At 40.0% G+C, this 16,812-nt stretch carries 10 protein-coding genes; 1 reads left to right on the top strand and 9 read right to left on the bottom strand.

The annotated features are described in order from the left end of the window. Positions 1 to 28: 28 nt before the first annotated feature. The 3 genes from BLW49_RS24985 to BLW49_RS24975 all read right to left on the bottom strand — a co-directional run bounded on the left by BLW49_RS24985 (position 29) and on the right by BLW49_RS24975 (position 3,524). Positions 29 to 1,633 carry a hypothetical protein gene (locus BLW49_RS24985; RefSeq protein WP_143042161.1) on the bottom strand — a complete coding sequence of 535 codons (1,605 nt, stop codon included), beginning with the start codon at positions 1,631 to 1,633 and terminating at the stop codon, positions 29 to 31. Between the two features lie 408 nt (positions 1,634 to 2,041). Beyond that, positions 2,042 to 2,425, bottom strand: coding sequence for a hypothetical protein (locus BLW49_RS24980; protein WP_090727595.1), 384 nt, complete (start codon positions 2,423 to 2,425; stop codon positions 2,042 to 2,044). A gap of 166 nt (positions 2,426 to 2,591) precedes the next feature. Continuing rightward, a complete protein-coding gene (locus BLW49_RS24975; RefSeq protein ID WP_090727593.1) occupies positions 2,592 to 3,524 on the bottom strand; it encodes a hypothetical protein in 933 nt (310 codons plus the stop codon). 359 nt (positions 3,525 to 3,883) lie between these two features. Between BLW49_RS24975 and BLW49_RS24970 the strand changes: the two genes are divergently transcribed. After that, entirely contained in the window at positions 3,884 to 5,941 is a 2,058-nt protein-coding gene (locus tag BLW49_RS24970) for a hypothetical protein (RefSeq protein WP_090727592.1), read from the top strand. Between the two features lie 60 nt (positions 5,942 to 6,001). Here the strand turns inward: BLW49_RS24970 and BLW49_RS24965 are convergent, their stop codons facing one another. The 6 genes from BLW49_RS24965 to BLW49_RS24940 form a co-directional block, all read right to left on the bottom strand. Further along, positions 6,002 to 6,220: a hypothetical protein gene (locus BLW49_RS24965; protein ID WP_090727590.1), complete on the bottom strand. Its 219-nt coding sequence runs from the start codon at positions 6,218 to 6,220 to the stop codon at positions 6,002 to 6,004. Between the two features lie 330 nt (positions 6,221 to 6,550). Then, positions 6,551 to 8,470, bottom strand: coding sequence for a group II intron reverse transcriptase/maturase (gene ltrA / locus BLW49_RS24960; protein WP_090727589.1), 1,920 nt, complete (start codon positions 8,468 to 8,470; stop codon positions 6,551 to 6,553). 634 nt (positions 8,471 to 9,104) lie between these two features. After that, positions 9,105 to 11,873, bottom strand: coding sequence for an SNF2-related protein (locus tag BLW49_RS24955; RefSeq protein ID WP_090727587.1), 2,769 nt, complete (start codon positions 11,871 to 11,873; stop codon positions 9,105 to 9,107). A gap of 93 nt (positions 11,874 to 11,966) precedes the next feature. After that, on the bottom strand, positions 11,967 to 12,836 hold the full coding sequence (locus BLW49_RS24950) for a hypothetical protein (RefSeq protein WP_090727585.1): 870 nt from the start codon (positions 12,834 to 12,836) through the stop codon (positions 11,967 to 11,969). Positions 12,837 to 13,055: 219 nt separating this feature from the next. Continuing rightward, a complete protein-coding gene (locus BLW49_RS24945; RefSeq protein ID WP_090727583.1) occupies positions 13,056 to 13,502 on the bottom strand; it encodes a hypothetical protein in 447 nt (148 codons plus the stop codon). Between the two features lie 596 nt (positions 13,503 to 14,098). Then, entirely contained in the window at positions 14,099 to 15,886 is a 1,788-nt protein-coding gene (locus BLW49_RS24940) for a DUF4365 domain-containing protein (protein ID WP_090727581.1), read from the bottom strand. Between the last annotated feature and the right edge of the window lie 926 nt (positions 15,887 to 16,812).

Here is a 16,812-nt window from a genome sequence, read left to right as displayed (position 1 = left end):
TCCCCCAACGACAGCCAAGTTGAATAATTTAATCAAGTACTGTGTGACCAAATAGTTCAATCCCAAGCTTAGATTTTACAATCTCTTTTGCAATTTCGAACTGTTTCATCATGATCGTTGTACTCTGACTGACTACTGGCATTCTCACATCCATCCACGGTCCGACATTAGAAGATGTATTGCGTAGAATGCTCCTCTTTTCGGTATACTCCGAATCATTAACTTGAATATTGAGATAGCCACAATCCAAACCAAAATTATCATCCAGTAGCAGAGTCATCTCACCATCAGTACCAGGCGTCCACTCTACTCGTTCATGGAACGCTGCAGAGAGTGCATTCAAGATAGACTTGGAGTTTTCATCGATCACAGACTGGACTCTTGCATCATATGCTTCGACCCAATGTTTGATCTCTTCAGTTTTTCCTGCCTCTTCTATCTCACGAGCTTTAAGCGTATTTCGGATTTCCTTAGAAATTCGGGTATGCTCATAGCCTTTCATAAGAGAGAACGCTTCAGCATGAGTTATGTCCTCCGAGATATAGTCTGTTGACAACGAGGACTCCACCAGATTGGTTGTGAAATGAAAAAGTTTCATCCCGAACGCAGTCTCCCCACGTTTACCACGGTTTGGACTTATTCTTTGAAGTACCGGTGCATCGTAGTTATACCATTCTTTAACGAAAGCAGGCGTAAGATTAACCGATATATTGCTGTTAAACTGATAAATAGATTCGAGACTATCTTCTTCGACCCATACGTCATCATCTCTCACTTCGTTAAAGTAAAGGAACTCTTCAATGTAGTTGAGGGAAACGATCAATCCGTATGGGTTTCTGTCCTCGCCCCTATTTAACCGAACCTCTTTTCCCCTACCTTTATGGATAGAGTATACGTCTTTATTCCACGCCAGTTTTACGGCTGCACGTGTTCCACTTCTGTAATACAAGAGCCGAATCGGTTCCTCAGCAAACTTCTTGGAGATGTGTTCAAGAGCAAGAGCCTTTGTTTCCGGGAGCTCTTTCCCAATGAGATGCGCTTTGACTTCCTCTTCGCAAATAGATGCCTCGATCTCTGCTCGGAGGTCCTCAAACCGTTTATCTACCTGACTTCTAAGATTGAATGCCACTTTTTCATTCATAATCGAAGCTGCGCCAATGCGAAGGACACGCTCCAATGAGTTCTTTACCTTACCTGACAGTTCCGTCGCAAGAACCTCTAACTGAAGCTTCTCCTCAACTTCCTCAAACCATGGAAAGTATTGCTGAACAGCTTCAAGAACCTTGTTTTGATTCTCCCCCCATTTCGCCTGATAGATCTTCTCTCGCGGAAGATCCAAAATCATCTTCGTGATTTCAATGGCGGTAATGGCAGCGAGTTTTACGATTTGTTCTGAGGTACAATACTTCAAAATTATATCGACTCGGCGGTCACCGAATACACTCAATCCTCGAAGTACTTCTTTGTACGTTGCGGTATTTTCATTGATTGAAAAAGGGTACACCGAGCGGATAACCTCTTGCATGAGCTTCATTCGAAGAAGTTCTTGGGCTGAAGCGGTTGTGAGATTTGAAAGAGTAGTCTCCTCCATTTGAATAGCCTTCTGTAAGTTTTCTGGATTAGGTTCGCGCATTTTCATTCGTCCTCTCTTGAGAAATTGGGTTGTAGGTGCAACGCAAAAAAGCACCTGAGAGGCGACCAACCAAATAGACACACGTGTAGTGTGAATTACAGGTTAATCATCTTTCAGATGCTTCTTTAATAGAATGCTCTCCTTTGCGCCTGCTGGAGAGGATAAGATAGATTAAAAAATAAAGGTATGAGGCTAGTTTATCACATCATAAAGACAAAAAATAGGAGAAGTTACCTCCTCCTATTGTTGCGGTATTAAACGATATCGCTCTTCTTCGCTATAGACCATTATATAGAATTTATAAAAATCAGATTATCTTAAACATTTTGTAAGGTGTAAAGATATAGTTAATATATTCGATGTCTACACCAAAACTCTTTCCTTTTCTTCGTAGTCGAATTAAATATCTCAGCAGCGATACATGTGTCGAAGGGCTGATGTTTCATGCAGATGTTCGGTGACGAGTTCAGGAAACGATAAGCGGTTATTTGTGTCTGCTGTAAATTTCAGATACGTAAACCCATTACAAAACACTGAATGCACCATTTTTTCAGGAACTCCTATATTGTTATATATCGCACCTAAATCATCTAGCAGCGTTCGGATCTCTTCGAACTGAGACTTGTTCCAGTAATACTGTGTTGGTCTTATAGTTACCACACCGGCAAGATACTCCTCTTTATAGTGCTTAAAACCCACCTTGAAAGAAAGTTTATTTTCAAGGATTTCCTTTAAAAGGAGAAACTCCTCGTTGCTTAGACCACGTATGTTATTCTTTTTATTATCTACCATTTCAGAACACTCCTTGATTTAAATTAGGTTGTATATAGGCATAAAAAATTCACCTCACCAGACAATCAATTTCAATACTCGAGAGCGAGATCATTAATCATCTTGTGAGATGTACTTTTGGTTAATTCGATAAAGGGCTACTATGAACCCTTGATTACTATGAGAGTTAGCTTGACTTCCGCTTACCCTTACCGTGCTTTCGGTTCCCCCTTTTCATTTGACCTTGGGGCCCTACATTACGAGGTTCGTTATTGTCATTTTGACATGCGACAGCAACTTGTTCAGCAGAGAATTTTAGGTTATCCTCAGCCACAATAGTCCGGAGCTCTTCAAGCAGTTCCTGCTTAATTGTGTTCTTTATCTCCTCAAGAGATGGCTCTCTTTTACCATAAGCCGTTCTCCCTAAAGCGATCAAACCCGTTACAGATGCAAACACTCCAGAAGCATCCTTAACTGCATCCAGTAATTGCTTATCACTTTCGCTAAAGGCATAGGTCACTCCTACAGTAGAGGCAACGAAATAAGCTGAGAGTGAGACTACCGCTACCCAAAATGAGGCTTGAGTGAAGGTCATTCTCTTCTCTTCTCGCAATTTAGTAGAATTGCTGAATAATAAGAGTGTCAAGTCATGAATCCATCGTCCAATGGAAACAAAAGCAACACTCCCAACTATCGCCAATATGTAATAAAAAGGCGCGTAGTAATCCATCGCTTTTGGTAATAGCATTGCTATTCCAATATACAGAAAGTATGAGACACCAATAGAAAACATAATAGTAAAAAATGTGGTGACCAACTTAGCCCATATACCAGAAAATTTATTTACTACAGCAACTATTAGACCAGCTGGCATTATCAGTATAAGCAAGATTATATGTAGAACTTTAGAATTCTTATTAAAGGGTGCTGTAATAAAGAAGAAAGATCCTACCAAAATTACATAAGCGATACCTACAGCCCATAGGACCCCCATATAAATATCGCTGGATAAGAATTCCCCAATCATTGGAACAAAATAATACACGTCTAAAGTCAAAAGTGTAAGACCAAATACAAAACTTAACCAGACTAAAATTTTTTTTGAGTTTTGAAGAATCATAATGACCCCTCCCATTAATTTTTAATAACTTCTTAAAAGTAAAAAAACACCCCTCAAAGAATGATAAAAGTAAGACACACGTAAAGTGTGAATTAACTTGAATCACCATTTAAGGCGTGTTAGTTTGCTTAGAATGCTCCCTGTGCGCATGCTGGGAGTTAGTGGACGTGTATAAGGTATATGTCAATAATATCACAATTCCATAGTTGCTAAAAGGCACTGCGGGATAGAATATAATATTTATTTAAGCTCTAAAATCAAATCATGCTGTATATCCAAAATTTATACCACTCAAAATTTAGCCTCCCTTTCTTACGATGGTAGAATTAAGGAGATAAATGTTGGAGGAGGTTTTAACCATGATGAAAACTGAATCTTTAAAAATAAATGCAACAAAATACTCGGGTCTCCCACTTCAATCCCTTAAATTTCTGGTGAAGACATCAGCACCAGTGGATAAACTTAGAAAGAGAGAAGTTTGGAAGGAGATTTATTACAGATATTTCACTCAAGGCCGCGAGTTCAACTTGTACAGTTTATTAAGAGGAGAACCAGTAGCATTCAGTAATACTATCGGATGGGAGCTCGATACCGAAGAAGTTGAAATCCCTATTCATCATGCAGAAGATTTTATCAAGAATTTAATTGATTTCATCCAGTATGTCGAACAGAAGATTCTATCTTCTGATAATCTTCAATTTCATTGGCAGCTTCATGAATTGGCGGGTATGCAATCCATGATTGAAAGGGTTCGAGATGCCAAAATTAAAGATATGAACACACGGCAGAAAATAAACCTTTTCATCGACAAGATCAATGAAGCTCGGAGGATAGCTCTTCTGCAGATTGAGAAAGCTGAATCCGTAGTATTAACAACACCTAATGATACATACAACCTGGGCGAAAAATCTCATCTTAGTATTCAAGAAGAGAAAACTGCTCTGTCGAAACAACAGTTAGTCCACTTAAAAATTGCAATATCGAAAGTGAATAAAGGGCAATGGATGGAAATGATTAAAAATCTTCGTATTTACTATCCCGAGGATCAACAGAAAATAATTCGCCACGGAGTGAAAAAATATCCTCATGACATCATTGAGTATCATCCATGGCAAGCATTTATCGAAAATAGGGATATCCGAAATCCAGAACTGAATATGCTCAGAGCCCTATTTATTGGTATTGAAAAGTCCGGCCTAACCGATTGGTTCCAACATCTCAAACTTACGTCTGTAACTGGTTTTTTACGTTATGTAAAAGACTGGTTCTTCGAAGCTGAGAAAGCGACAGAGGATTTCTTTGTAAAATTAGAGCTAGAACTGCTCAGAGAGATAAGTGAACATTCAAGTCCTACCGTTAACGGTGAAGAAAACCCGGCATTCTACGAGTCAAAAAATTTATATAACGATTATCTACTGAACGAGCTGGAAAAACATTATTGGATTGTCGAGAGATATGAGAATGGTAACATGTCTGAAATGTTAGATTATGCTCCAGGATATTACGAGATATTGAGTGAATATATGGCTAATCCAGTTAGGGTAGCCAATTTAAAATATTCGAGGTACGGACTTCTTCAATTTGAAATGGTTAACGATTATACTAAAGGGCGCCTGACCATCATTGACTTGTATTATGACCTTTTAAAGAAATTCAATCGTAATCTCGCTTGGAACGAGGAATCCTTTCTTAGGACAGGAGACAAATTTTCCATAGCAAAAAACGTCCCAACGAAATATTATTCGAAAATCAAACGGTTTTTCCAGCTTCCTTTAACTCTAGAGTTCGATGCTGGATGCGCATTAAACGAAGATCGGCCGGTAACAAATCAAAGTTCAATAGAAAGTGTTATTATCTATAAGTTCATACGCGGAGTTATAAAAACATCGGAGCTACGCTGGTTATATACTTCCGAAGAAGGGTATGCATTTTTTAAAGCCAATACTAAAGTTTTTCGAAGTAGTGGAATGTTTCATTCACATGAAGACTACGTGGCTGAGTTTATTTCTGAAGTCATCCCCCTGTTTGACTTCAGAGATCCGGACCAACTTCGCAGATTCTTCCAACTTGAATTCAGCACAAAATACATCTACGGGCCCTATCCAAAAATAAAAAAAGAGGTGGCCGATCGAATTGTAAGAAAGCTCCATGATGAAGTTCCTCATGAGCTGCAGATCGTATCCGAGTTCTTCGATGGAATCGAAGAAGAGTATACCGAATTCGAAGTTTATGATCAATTTGACGGACTTTCTCCCTTCGAGTTGTTAATACTCCAACAGCAAGGGATAGAGATCGGTAAAGAACAGCATTTTAAAGGTTATAAGGAAAATCTATTCAACACAACTACCCACTTCACTCCTGATGAAGTAAGAACGAGATTTATTATTGATTACTACAAGAACTATTATGGTTCTTAGCATGTAAAAGACCCCGTCTCCTTTTACCGGAGCGGGGTCTTTGCGTCAACAAATTTTGATTTAGGAAACTCTTTGGTTCCCCCATGTTAGACGAACATTTCCTTTCTCGTCTGTTTCTTTTTCAATCAAGCTGTTCAGGATGTCGAGGTCTATGCCAAACTCATCAAAAATTTCAGCCTGCTCTTTAAAATCTAATGTCTTAATGTATTCGTTGATTCGCTCTTTGCTCATCAACAATGCTAATAGGTTCTGCTCGATCGTATGGTCGTATGTCACCATATGGATCTCCTTAGCTTCTGTACTGTTATATCGAATAAAGCGGAAGCAGGTGGGTAGAGAGAGGGCGCATTACTACATAATCCGGCTGGTTCCACACTTTATTTACATGTGGTTCCAGACTTTATTTACCGGTCCCACACTTTATTTGCATGGTTCCAGACTTTATTTACTGGTTCCATACTTTATTTGCATGGTTCCAGACTTTATTTACTGGTTCCATACTTTCTTTTCATGTGTCCCCAGATCCGACTATTAAGCATGTTTCCCTCAAGCCCCCGTTAGAACCGTGCGAGCTGCTTTCACAGCACACGGCTCGCGACTAATTTAAGCCTATCCGTTGATTGCCCGAGTGTTCGGGTGTTTCTTAGCGTGGCATTCTTGGCACAGAGTTTGTTTCAGAAGATCCCTGCTCGCAGCGATCACCGCGAGTGCATCCTTCCTCCTATTTCTCTTGACCATTCTTTTGTGGTGGATTTGCATTCCTGCATCCCCACCGCATTCTGTACAAGTTTCATTCGAGGCAAGCGCCTCGAGTTTATCTCCCAGCGAATTACCCTGAACAAGACGGCCTATGGTTCCCTTCTCCGCCTTGTCATCGTCTTTGGAGTGCCATCCGTGCTGTTCGTTCGCATTCCGGATTTTATTCGCGACTTCCAGTGGAGTTCGGTAGGCATAGTCGCTGAAATAGCGCATATACACCGGTTTATCTCCGCTCTTGGCACGAATCCGCTGTCTCGTCTTACCGTAGACGTGTATCTTGTTGACCACGTAAGAATCGATCACTTTAGCGATCGAGCACTTGTGCTTGCGACCAAGCCAGTGCATAAGCATCCAGTAGAGTTCCTTGTCCAAGGTGTTGGCCACCGAGCTCCAGTTGTTCGCTATCAGATGATAGTTGCTCCATCCGCTTACAACCCTGTTAATCGCAACGATCATGTCGAAAGCAGGATTGTTTGAGTGTAGCTCTGTTAACGCCTGCAGCCTCTTCCTAATGCGCTTAATTCGCACTCGTGGAGTGTAGACAAGCGCATAGTTGTTTCGGTACCCATGCCCTTTCGACGAAGGTTTCTGAATAATATCATAACCCAGAAACGTGAACCCTTCAGTAGCGTGCGTTATCTTGGTCTTCTCCTGACTCAACGTGAGGCCTAAATTATCAGAGAACCATTCTGAGATGGTCTCTTTCATTCTCTCCGCTTCACGTTTGTGGTAGTTACCCATGAGGATGACGAAATCGTCCGCATACCGAACATATCCCAAACTCTTGCTTGCGAAATATAGTTCGGAGTCCTGCCTGGTGTATCTGCTGCGCTCTTTCCTAAGCTGCCGTACCATCGCGATCATTTCATCTCGTGAATTTAGGGTCACGATTGTACCCTTTTCACTGGATGATGGGTTCTCTTTCAGCTCAACCTTGTAGGTTGTTCTATTCTCCGACAACGCTTTTGATAGCTTCCGCAACTTGTTCTGGAAATACGCATACTCCTTAGAGTCTCTGCGCTTCTCCCGATTCATGTTCTGCTGACTTGGAGCTATAAACTTGTCGAACTCATGGAGATAGATATTAGCCAGAATGGGGCTAACAATGCCGCCCTGTGGAGTTCCATCCTTGGTAGCAAAAACTGGATTGGCCCCATCTGTACCAAACCCCATCTGATATCCGCTTTTCAGGAATTTGTTGATGAGTTGAATGAACCTCTCATCCGCGATCCTGGCACGCAAGACGTTCAGAAGCTTGGAATGCTTGATGTTATCAAAGCATCCCTTGATATCTCCTTCGATAACCCAGTCGAACTTTCTAGGAACGATTTCGCTGATCGCCGTTTGGCAACTACGACGCGGCCGGAAGCCGTGAGATGCATCCGAGAATAATGGATCGTAGAGAGCTTCCAAGATAAGTTTAACCGCCTGTTGAACAAGTCTGTCCTTGATGGCGGGAATCCCTAGTGGCCGCTTTCCCTTACCGTTACCCTTTGGGATTTCAACTCTTCTGACCGGTGCCGGCACATATTCTCCGGTACGCAGCTGGGTTGACAGGGAAGCGATATGTTCGTCCCTTCGTTCTTCAAACCCGCTTCGGTTCATCCGATCCACCCCTGCAGTCTTGATACCTTTATTGCCTCTGATGCAGTCCCATGCGTACGATAACATTTCCTCGTTCTGGACGATTTTGTACAGTTTGTTGAATCTGCGCTTCTTGTCCGCCTTAGCCACTTTGGACAGGTAAGCAATTCGTTCCATGACGTTCATAGAGGATCAACCTCCTATTCAATGGTCGGAATTGCTTAAATTAGCCTAGCGTCATTCACCAGCACCCGACACTGCGTCACCGCCGCGTGGGTGTCCTACGTCCCTCGACGTAAGTGTACTCAGGCTTTCCCTGACCCAGATTACTCTAACGCTTCCTTCGGATACCTGTCTCTCATTGGGTAGCCAGCACCCTCCATACAGATTCCTTTGCAGGTTATCTGCGTAGCACGCATTGAATATCCTTAGGTTGCTTTCAAATGGTTTTACGCCATCGGCGTTCATGTCTATCCAGACGGTGACATATGTAGTGCTCCGTCCTACCAGTGAATTACCGGTTCTGTGAGGCCAATCCTGTTCCTCACATTGGATAGATAGAGCTTTACAAGGATTCTTTCGCTCTAGGGCCCGGAGTATTCCCCACCCATCTCAGCTTCATAAATGACCTATTAACCATAGATATTCGCACCTTGAAGTGACGCTCTTGCCTACAATCCTTTCGGCTCACGTCCCAACTTTCACCCTCCAAGCTTGACCCGACGAAACAGGTTTCTGCTCCTGTTTTGTGGGGAGGGATTAGGTCGCGATTCTACATAATCGCGGTAGATTCCTATCGTGAGATAGGCTCTCTACATTGCTACGCAGACATCATCTGCCGCCCGAACTGCTCCAATTTAGGTATATTCCACTGTAACGACTCCACTATCACTTTATTACATGAAGGGATATTGACGCTCGACTTCAGACTCTGCTGGGTACTGATCAGAATGCCATTTTGGGAAGTTTCATACTCCTCTATTAACTGCGTCCTTCTTTCAAAAGATACATCGCCTTTAATAAGGAATACAGGACGGTTCGGAAATCGTTCTTGGATCAACCTATAGTACTCGGCAGCCGTCTCCAAGAATACCGTGCCAATGGCCACCTTTTCATCGAACTTTTCAACCAAGGACATGATGTAATAAAATTTACTCGGCAGTAAGAGCGAATCGTACTCATCCATCAAATGAGGGCACGAGGTTGATTTAATCAGAAGTTGAATCTGACGAATGATCTTCAGCATGCTCTCCTTTTTTGAGTTACCTGTCTTTACGAAGTAATGCATCATCTTTTGAAACTCATTAATAATTTTCCCATAGATACTTACCTCAGCAGCATTTTGCTCGATGCGGTGTGGAATGTGACTGTAAATTTTCTCACCCACAATCTCATCGAATTTTCTTGTGATGATCGTTTTCTTGATAAGTCTCGAAAGACTTTCACTGTTTAAAATGTCCTGATTGTGCTTCTTGACTCCAAAAACAGTAACCTTAGCAGGGCTAAAGCATTGTTTGAAGAGTGATAATCCACCATAGGCTGGATATGGCCGGTTGTAATCGGTGTTTGCAAGCTCCTCGATTACTCCTTCCTTATTGACCTCATACTTGAAATTACAATCGCACATCATGTTGATGGAGTTGTTATACAGTAGCTCCAAAAGCGGATAGATCTCATTAATATTGTTTCTAGTTACCGTGCCTGTCGTAAGCAGCTTGTGCCGTACTCTCCGGAAGCAGGAAAGCACCGCCTTTGTTCGCAGGGACTTTGGGTTCGTAAGTTCATCCGCTTCATCCATTACAAGAGCCACCTTTTGACTCCGAATACGAACAAATTTTTGAATCTGCCGCTTATACTTTTGCAGCCGGTTCAGCGAGATCAGCACGATCTGTCCTGACCTTATGGATTCAATATCCTTAAGCGAACGGATCACAACAAATCTCTCACCAAAATTTGCGAGCTTCACTTCCCAAGTCAAATGGATCGCAAGTGCCGCACTAACGACAAACACGTTCCGAACTGCCTTTTGCTCAAGAAGCCTCTTGTACCAAGCAATGGCTCCAATCGTTTTACCGCTCCCCATGGACCAATTAAGGATGCTATAACGCTTTTGCATAACAAGACCGAGGTCATGTTTTTGCATAGGGTTCAGCTTAATAACTTCATCACGTGAGGAATCATATAAGCTAAACGCATCTAAGAAACGATCGACTTCCTGGCTGCGTCTCATTCCTACAAGAGCTTGACTCTGCACCTCGTAAGCCTCTTTTTTTCGTTTCCAGAGTTTAGAAAACATTTTGTCTTCGAACGGATAAATATCGTCATGGACCATGGAATTGAACGAGGCTGCTCTCTCCTCCCTCATTTTGTTAAGTTTAGCCTGCATCTTCGGGCTATACGCTTTGAGCTTCAAACCGTAATTTCTCTTAACCAGCCGAATCTCGTCACGGTGAACAACGTTTTGATTTTTTAGTACTCTTCTCAAATAGGCAAGCACCTTACCCTTTGTTATCCGCTTCTTTTCCCATTCTTGCACAGTCATTTCCTTTGGCTTTTCTTCAGAGTGATAGCGATTCACGTAATCAACGCACTTCGCATAGTACTGTACCAATGCCGGATGCCGCTTGATGTCAAAAAGCATCTTCTTCACTTTAAACGTGAAATCAAGATCTTCACTATTTGCGTTCTTACCCTCAAAAAGGATCTTATGCCGAACTTTCTCCTTACTCTTCTTCAGAGGTAGTATATATTGATTATGGACATAATCTGCGCCTTTGGCGTCGAATGACGGAGCTGGGGTCTTTGCTAAAGAATACTGAATTGCTTCCAAGTGTTCACTTCGTTTCTGGAAGATCATGATCTTCGTTTCAAATTCATTTACTCCGTACATCTTGAACGCATCGCGTGGCAACTCAATCTGACATACAAATGAATATCTCTTATTCATCTCCTCGATCATGCTGGCGTCCGAAAAATCGTCACTTAAAAAGCTACTGGGGACTATTAATGCAAGGAATCCTGCCGGGTTGAGTAAATCATGTGCGCGGATACAATAAAATAGTTGGCTGAGATATCGTTCTGTTCTATACTCCCACCGAAGATTGAACGGAGGATTACCGAAGATAATATCAAACTTGATTCCCGGCTCATAAATCCGAATGTCTGAGCATTGAATCTGAGCTTCAGGGTACAGTTGTTTAGCCACCTTGAATGCCTTCATGTCCAGCTCATTGCCGTATACATTAGCCTCCATTGGCACAAAGTTAAAGAACGTCCCCATTCCGCAGGTCAAATCAGCGATTAGATCATGCATGCTCGGTTTGATGACCCCGACAAGGAACTCGCATAAAGACGGCGGGGAAAAGAATTGGCCCTGCTCTATCTCCTTTTTAGCCTCAGCATATGCATGGTAGCTGCCGTAATCGGAACGAGATAGACCATGCAAACCCCCGTCCCCAGTATAGGCCTGGTAAATATCCGACGAGGAAATACCGAAGTCTTGCTTCGTCTCAATAATGTGTATGATCTTTTCATTTATTTCTTTTCGTTTTTCGTATGGGATAATTATTCCGGAATGTTGGTATTTCATTAGTGTCCTCCAATGTCAATGAATTAAAAAAAGACACAGATGAAAGAAGCGGTTCACTTCTTGCACTGTGTCTCCATAAGTGGATAATGAGCTTTAGATATACTTCAAGTAGTCTTTTGCGAAGGCCATCGCATCATCGTGGGTTATGAACTTTAATTCCACTTTTCCGTTTTTAAAGCACCTGAGTGATTCGAATTTATTCATAGATGTAAAACTAAATACCTCGAACCAATCATTTCTTGCATAGCTGTTACTTAATTGAACGAGTGTGCTCCGCATAACTTTGGCTCCAGAATCAAAATGTTCAATAGCATGCAGTAATTTAGATAAATTTTCAGATCGATTATTTCTGAATTGACCATTAAACCATCCTTCAAAATACAGATAGTCTGCAATTGACACTTTAACTGATTGAACTTTTACTTTAGAGATGTTGTAGATCGTACCTCTAAGTGCCTCTTTGATCTCCTCGCTTGCCTTTTCTGAGAAGTTCTTGCCATCCATCTGAAGAATAATATCATCTACAATTTCCTTGTAAGTCACGCTATGGTCGTACTTGCGAAATTCACTCGTGTTAATCGTGATAGAATAATTTTTTCTAAAATATCCGGCAATCTTGCTGATGAACAAATCGAGTTTCTCATCCAATTTTAGATCCAGGTCCTTAATTAGGTTCCCTGTGCTTAAAAAATTGTTTGACATCTCGTTGTTTTGGTAGAACCTTTTTGCCTTTAGGATTAGAGATACGGCTGAATCGAAGTTTTTCTGCGTTTCATCACAAAATGCCTTATCCTCATCCGTAATAAGTGAATTGTTCTCGATCGTTACTTCATCAAACTTTGAGATTATATCCCCCAGTCCGAATTCTGAAGTGATACTTGGTTCATTTGCAGCCAACGGATCCAATATCTGGCTTAATGCCTGCGTAGGTTGTTCAAAAATAGAGAGCTGTACTCCTCCCATTTACTTCTCCTCCTTGATAGTGGTATTTGGGTTGTTTAGGCAAAAAATAACGCCCAACCAAAAGCACCAATCTCCAAAAGTATGCATGGTTGCACAATTCGAAATTGATTTGCTTGGTTAAGCGTCATTTAAAATAGAGTGGGCTCCGTATCATCTAAAGCTAATGACTCAATCCAACAGAAGGAGCGGATCATAAAAAATGAAGTCCACTCCAGTAAATTAATACCTTTCTTCTGTCTCCAAAATCATGTGCTGTATGAGTCGACCTACTTCATCAATACTTTGATTAAAATGATTAAAGAACAAAGTTGTTTCGATCCATTTCCGAAACCTTTCGTCGTTTTCCATATCGTGAGCAATTGATAAAAGACCATTTGCAACTAATTCCATTGCAGTCTTTTGCTTCTCAGTTGGACCATCCATAAATACTTGATTTTCAATTCTCAAAAATTTTGGGTGATGGCCGGCCTTTACATGCATCTGTGGTGTCCCATCAGATTTTGCAACCTTGATATCGGTGATAAATCCTTCGTCGTCCCTTAAAGTAATTCCAACATTCATTGCTTGATGCAAAATGCCTTCTGCTACATTCTTAGCGACCTCAGTAGTATCTTTAATGGGCTTGTTTAGACTCAACGTGACTAACAAGTTCAATTTTTGATTCATGCCTATTTTTCCTCTTCTCATAATGTCTTCTGTAAACGATCCATTTTCCCTGTTAAATCTGGCTTCCCTAGGTGTTGTTCCCAAGAGCAGCGTGCTATTTCGCTAAGTTCTGACCATTTCTTACGAGGTGTCCCATCGTGATAGGTCGACCGTCTCCTCGTATCAGCCTCATAGGCGATTTCACCTTGTGTTTTGTTCAATTTTAATCTCTTCCTTTCCTCATAATTGGGTTGTAGGCATATATAAAAAACACCTGACCAAGAATCAAAGAGGAATGGACACACGTGTAGTGTGAATTCAACCTTGATCACCTTGTCAGGTGTTTCTTACTTAGAATGCTCTTCTGCGCCTGCTGAAGAGAGGAGTGAATTATATAATGGTATAGCTATAATTATAGCATGGAATTAAACTTTGTTAAACCGAACAAAGAATTTAAAAAAGGAACTAACATCCTACAAACATAGGCCTGCAGGAGATCTGTAATCTGCAGGCCTTTTTCTTTCATAATTATCAAATTTCGGAGTAACTTCCTTCTGTAATATGGGGCGTGCGTTTCAAATTAAAAACGACAATCTATCCATTATCACCTCAGTAAATTAGGTCATCAGGTGAAATAACATAAATATAGGCATATCTTTGTATTGTTGTTGTTGCTCTATCGACATTAGATTATATGCAAACTGTGCTTCATCCACATAATCTAATAGTATATTCACACAAAAGAGAAGTTCATGGTTATCTGAACGAACTGCTTGACGTCTGAGTCGATACAAAATTTGTTTGTCATCAAAGTTCAAATTTTGTTGTCGCTTTTTTACCTGTAACATATTCACAAGTACTACAGAGTCATTACCAGAATACTCCTCTATAGAACCCAATGCAGCTATATATTTATCATAAATATGGATCGCTATGCTTAAAAGTTCCCCATTTTTGCAAATGTCGTACGCTCTAATACAGGATAAACAAAAATGATTTGTTGTGTTAAACACATCATTATTTGTGAAAGGATCTATCATATCAAATGATTGCTTGACGATTTTGGAATCGAAGTTTATTGACATTAAGAATTTTTCATTAAGTAAAGCATACACACTATGCTCATTTCTATCCTTTTGCTGATCATATTGTATTAATACTTCTTGGTCTAGCATTGTCTGAGAAAATGCGTTCTTAAGAATCATACCGGAATCAGGCTCATAAAATAACGAGATAGTTTGGTTTCCTATACGAAGATTGATAAATCTGACCAGATGCGGATCAACTATAGATATTCTGGTAAGCTTGTTACTGTGCACTGTTTCAATCAAAGAGCGGAGTTGAGACTCAATATCTTCATCTTCCTGCTCTTCAAAAATTGTATCTTCTGGGATACCCAACAGTTCAAAAACATCCTTAGTATGATTAAGAAATACTTGATACTCTTCATAATCGAAGTCCACTTTAAAATCGTCGTTAAATTGGAATACATTATCATTGAATTCTATTTTTTTGCTGATAAGTAAATCTTTTAGAAACGGCACTACTCGTAGTTGTGATGAAAGAGAAGTAAAACCAATAAACTCTAACCGAAAAATATTCGCATTTTCTGAAATTATGATCTTTACATCCTTTTCTAATTGAATAGTTAACCTGTCATCTTCAAAAGTAATTTCTGAGTATAGATCATAAGAATTATTATTAACGTCGATTTTAATTATATCTTTTTTAGTTAGAGCAGTAATTCTATTAATACTAAGCGGATGGCGTAAATCAGTACTGTCAGTTCCATACATAGTGAAGTCATGATCAAAAATATTGCTCGTTTTTGGATCACTTAAATCAAAAGTTAGACTAGTTAAAGTGAAATTTTTAAAATCTAAGTTGTTAGCTTTTCTCTCTAATAGAACTCTTGGTTGAAATTTTTTTTCAACTAGGAATTTACGACACACTTTGTATAATGTTGTCTCATCCAAAGGACGTAATCTTATAGACTTTGTTTTAGTTTGAGGTCGCCCTTCTATTAGTTGTTTTAGCTCTAGGCTTAATAGTGACTTATAAAATATTTTTGTCTCACCACTTGCTTTTATTTCAACCACTAGCAACAATACTCCATCATGATTTAAATAGTTTTTATAATGTGCCAAATTCATTGAAAATGAACGAATGCCTCCATGAAATTGGACTACTTGAGTTCCCTTCACCTGTACAGGAACAATACCTATTAAGGACTCCTTTCTTTCAGAACTATCTGAAAAAACTTGGATATCACCATCAAAGGAAACACCCTTGTCTCCAACTGGAATGTTTGGAATTAAATATGAATGTGGTTGAACTGCCGCATTAACTACTGCATTTACTGCCTTCAGCTCGATTTGACTATTGGAGAACTTTACACTTTTCATATGATTATGACCCTCTCATTAGAAATACTTTTTCAATCCTGCCTTATAGTTACCAAATAACTCTTTTAGTTTTATTTCCCTAAATTTATTGTTATCAATATTATATCTGAAAGTAGAGAGTATCCGCTTAATAATACTCTCCTTTTTTACTATTACTAGTCGTTATTTTCTCGACAAAAAAAGGGCTAAGCAGTCTCCTACTTACCCTTTTGCTTGCTGGAGCTTATTCGCCATTAATTCAATGCAAAGATTCTGATTAGTAATGCAGTTCCTTTCAGTTCTGTTGATCAATTCTGAACCACCCCGCATAGTTAGTGCTAACATCCACAAGCTAGATAGCAAATCGATTTGCCACTCCAAAGTCTTAGTCGTCATTTTCTGTTTCTCCTTAATCTAAATACTATGAAAGGGATCTCCTAGCCAAATTCATGCTTAACCATAACTATCATGTTTACTAACACGAACAAGTGAAACATGCTAATTTGGAATATGATCATACCAGTCGAGATTCGCCCCTTTTGGTAGTCCATCTTATACAAAAAGAAGAATAGGACCATCAAAACCACATACACCATTAAAAACACGATTAACGAATTCATTGTGTAATCACTCCTTCAAGATATATTTATTTATATAAAATACGTTGCACGATTTTTACCAGCATTTGAAAAAGTAAACAAACACAAAAAAGCACTTCTTCAAGAAACCAGAAAAAGTACACACGTGTGGTGTGTCATTTAACCTTGGTCACTTAAAAAAGTGCATTGAAAGTGTTAAAATGCTCTCTTCTGCGCTGGCTAGAGAGAAAAAAATGTGAGAAACGTATGGTATATAAGCATCATATCACATTTTAAATTTCCTCGTATAGACTATAAAAAGTAGATGGAGCCGCATGAATCATCACTCCCGTAAATTAAAGCTTAGAC

Origin of the sequence: Paenibacillus sp. PDC88, assembly GCF_900106725.1 — a bacterium.
Lineage (GTDB): Bacteria > Bacillota > Bacilli > Paenibacillales > Paenibacillaceae > Paenibacillus > Paenibacillus shunpengii.
This window is presented reverse-complemented; position numbering and strand designations above follow the sequence as displayed.

Bases quoted from the DNA above. Each gene is read 5' to 3' on its own strand.
- BLW49_RS24985 (WP_143042161.1), bottom strand. From the start codon at position 1,633: ATGCGCGAACCTAATCCAGAAAACTTACAGAAGGCTATTCAAATGGAG.
- BLW49_RS24980 (WP_090727595.1), bottom strand. From the start codon at position 2,425: ATGGTAGATAATAAAAAGAATAACATACGTGGTCTAAGCAACGAGGAG.
- BLW49_RS24975 (WP_090727593.1), bottom strand. From the start codon at position 3,524: ATGATTCTTCAAAACTCAAAAAAAATTTTAGTCTGGTTAAGTTTTGTA.
- BLW49_RS24970 (WP_090727592.1), top strand. From the start codon at position 3,884: ATGATGAAAACTGAATCTTTAAAAATAAATGCAACAAAATACTCGGGT.
- BLW49_RS24965 (WP_090727590.1), bottom strand. From the start codon at position 6,220: ATGGTGACATACGACCATACGATCGAGCAGAACCTATTAGCATTGTTG.
- ltrA (WP_090727589.1), bottom strand. From the start codon at position 8,470: ATGAACGTCATGGAACGAATTGCTTACCTGTCCAAAGTGGCTAAGGCG.
- BLW49_RS24955 (WP_090727587.1), bottom strand. From the start codon at position 11,873: ATGAAATACCAACATTCCGGAATAATTATCCCATACGAAAAACGAAAA.
- BLW49_RS24950 (WP_090727585.1), bottom strand. From the start codon at position 12,836: ATGGGAGGAGTACAGCTCTCTATTTTTGAACAACCTACGCAGGCATTA.
- BLW49_RS24945 (WP_090727583.1), bottom strand. From the start codon at position 13,502: ATGAATCAAAAATTGAACTTGTTAGTCACGTTGAGTCTAAACAAGCCC.
- BLW49_RS24940 (WP_090727581.1), bottom strand. From the start codon at position 15,886: ATGAAAAGTGTAAAGTTCTCCAATAGTCAAATCGAGCTGAAGGCAGTA.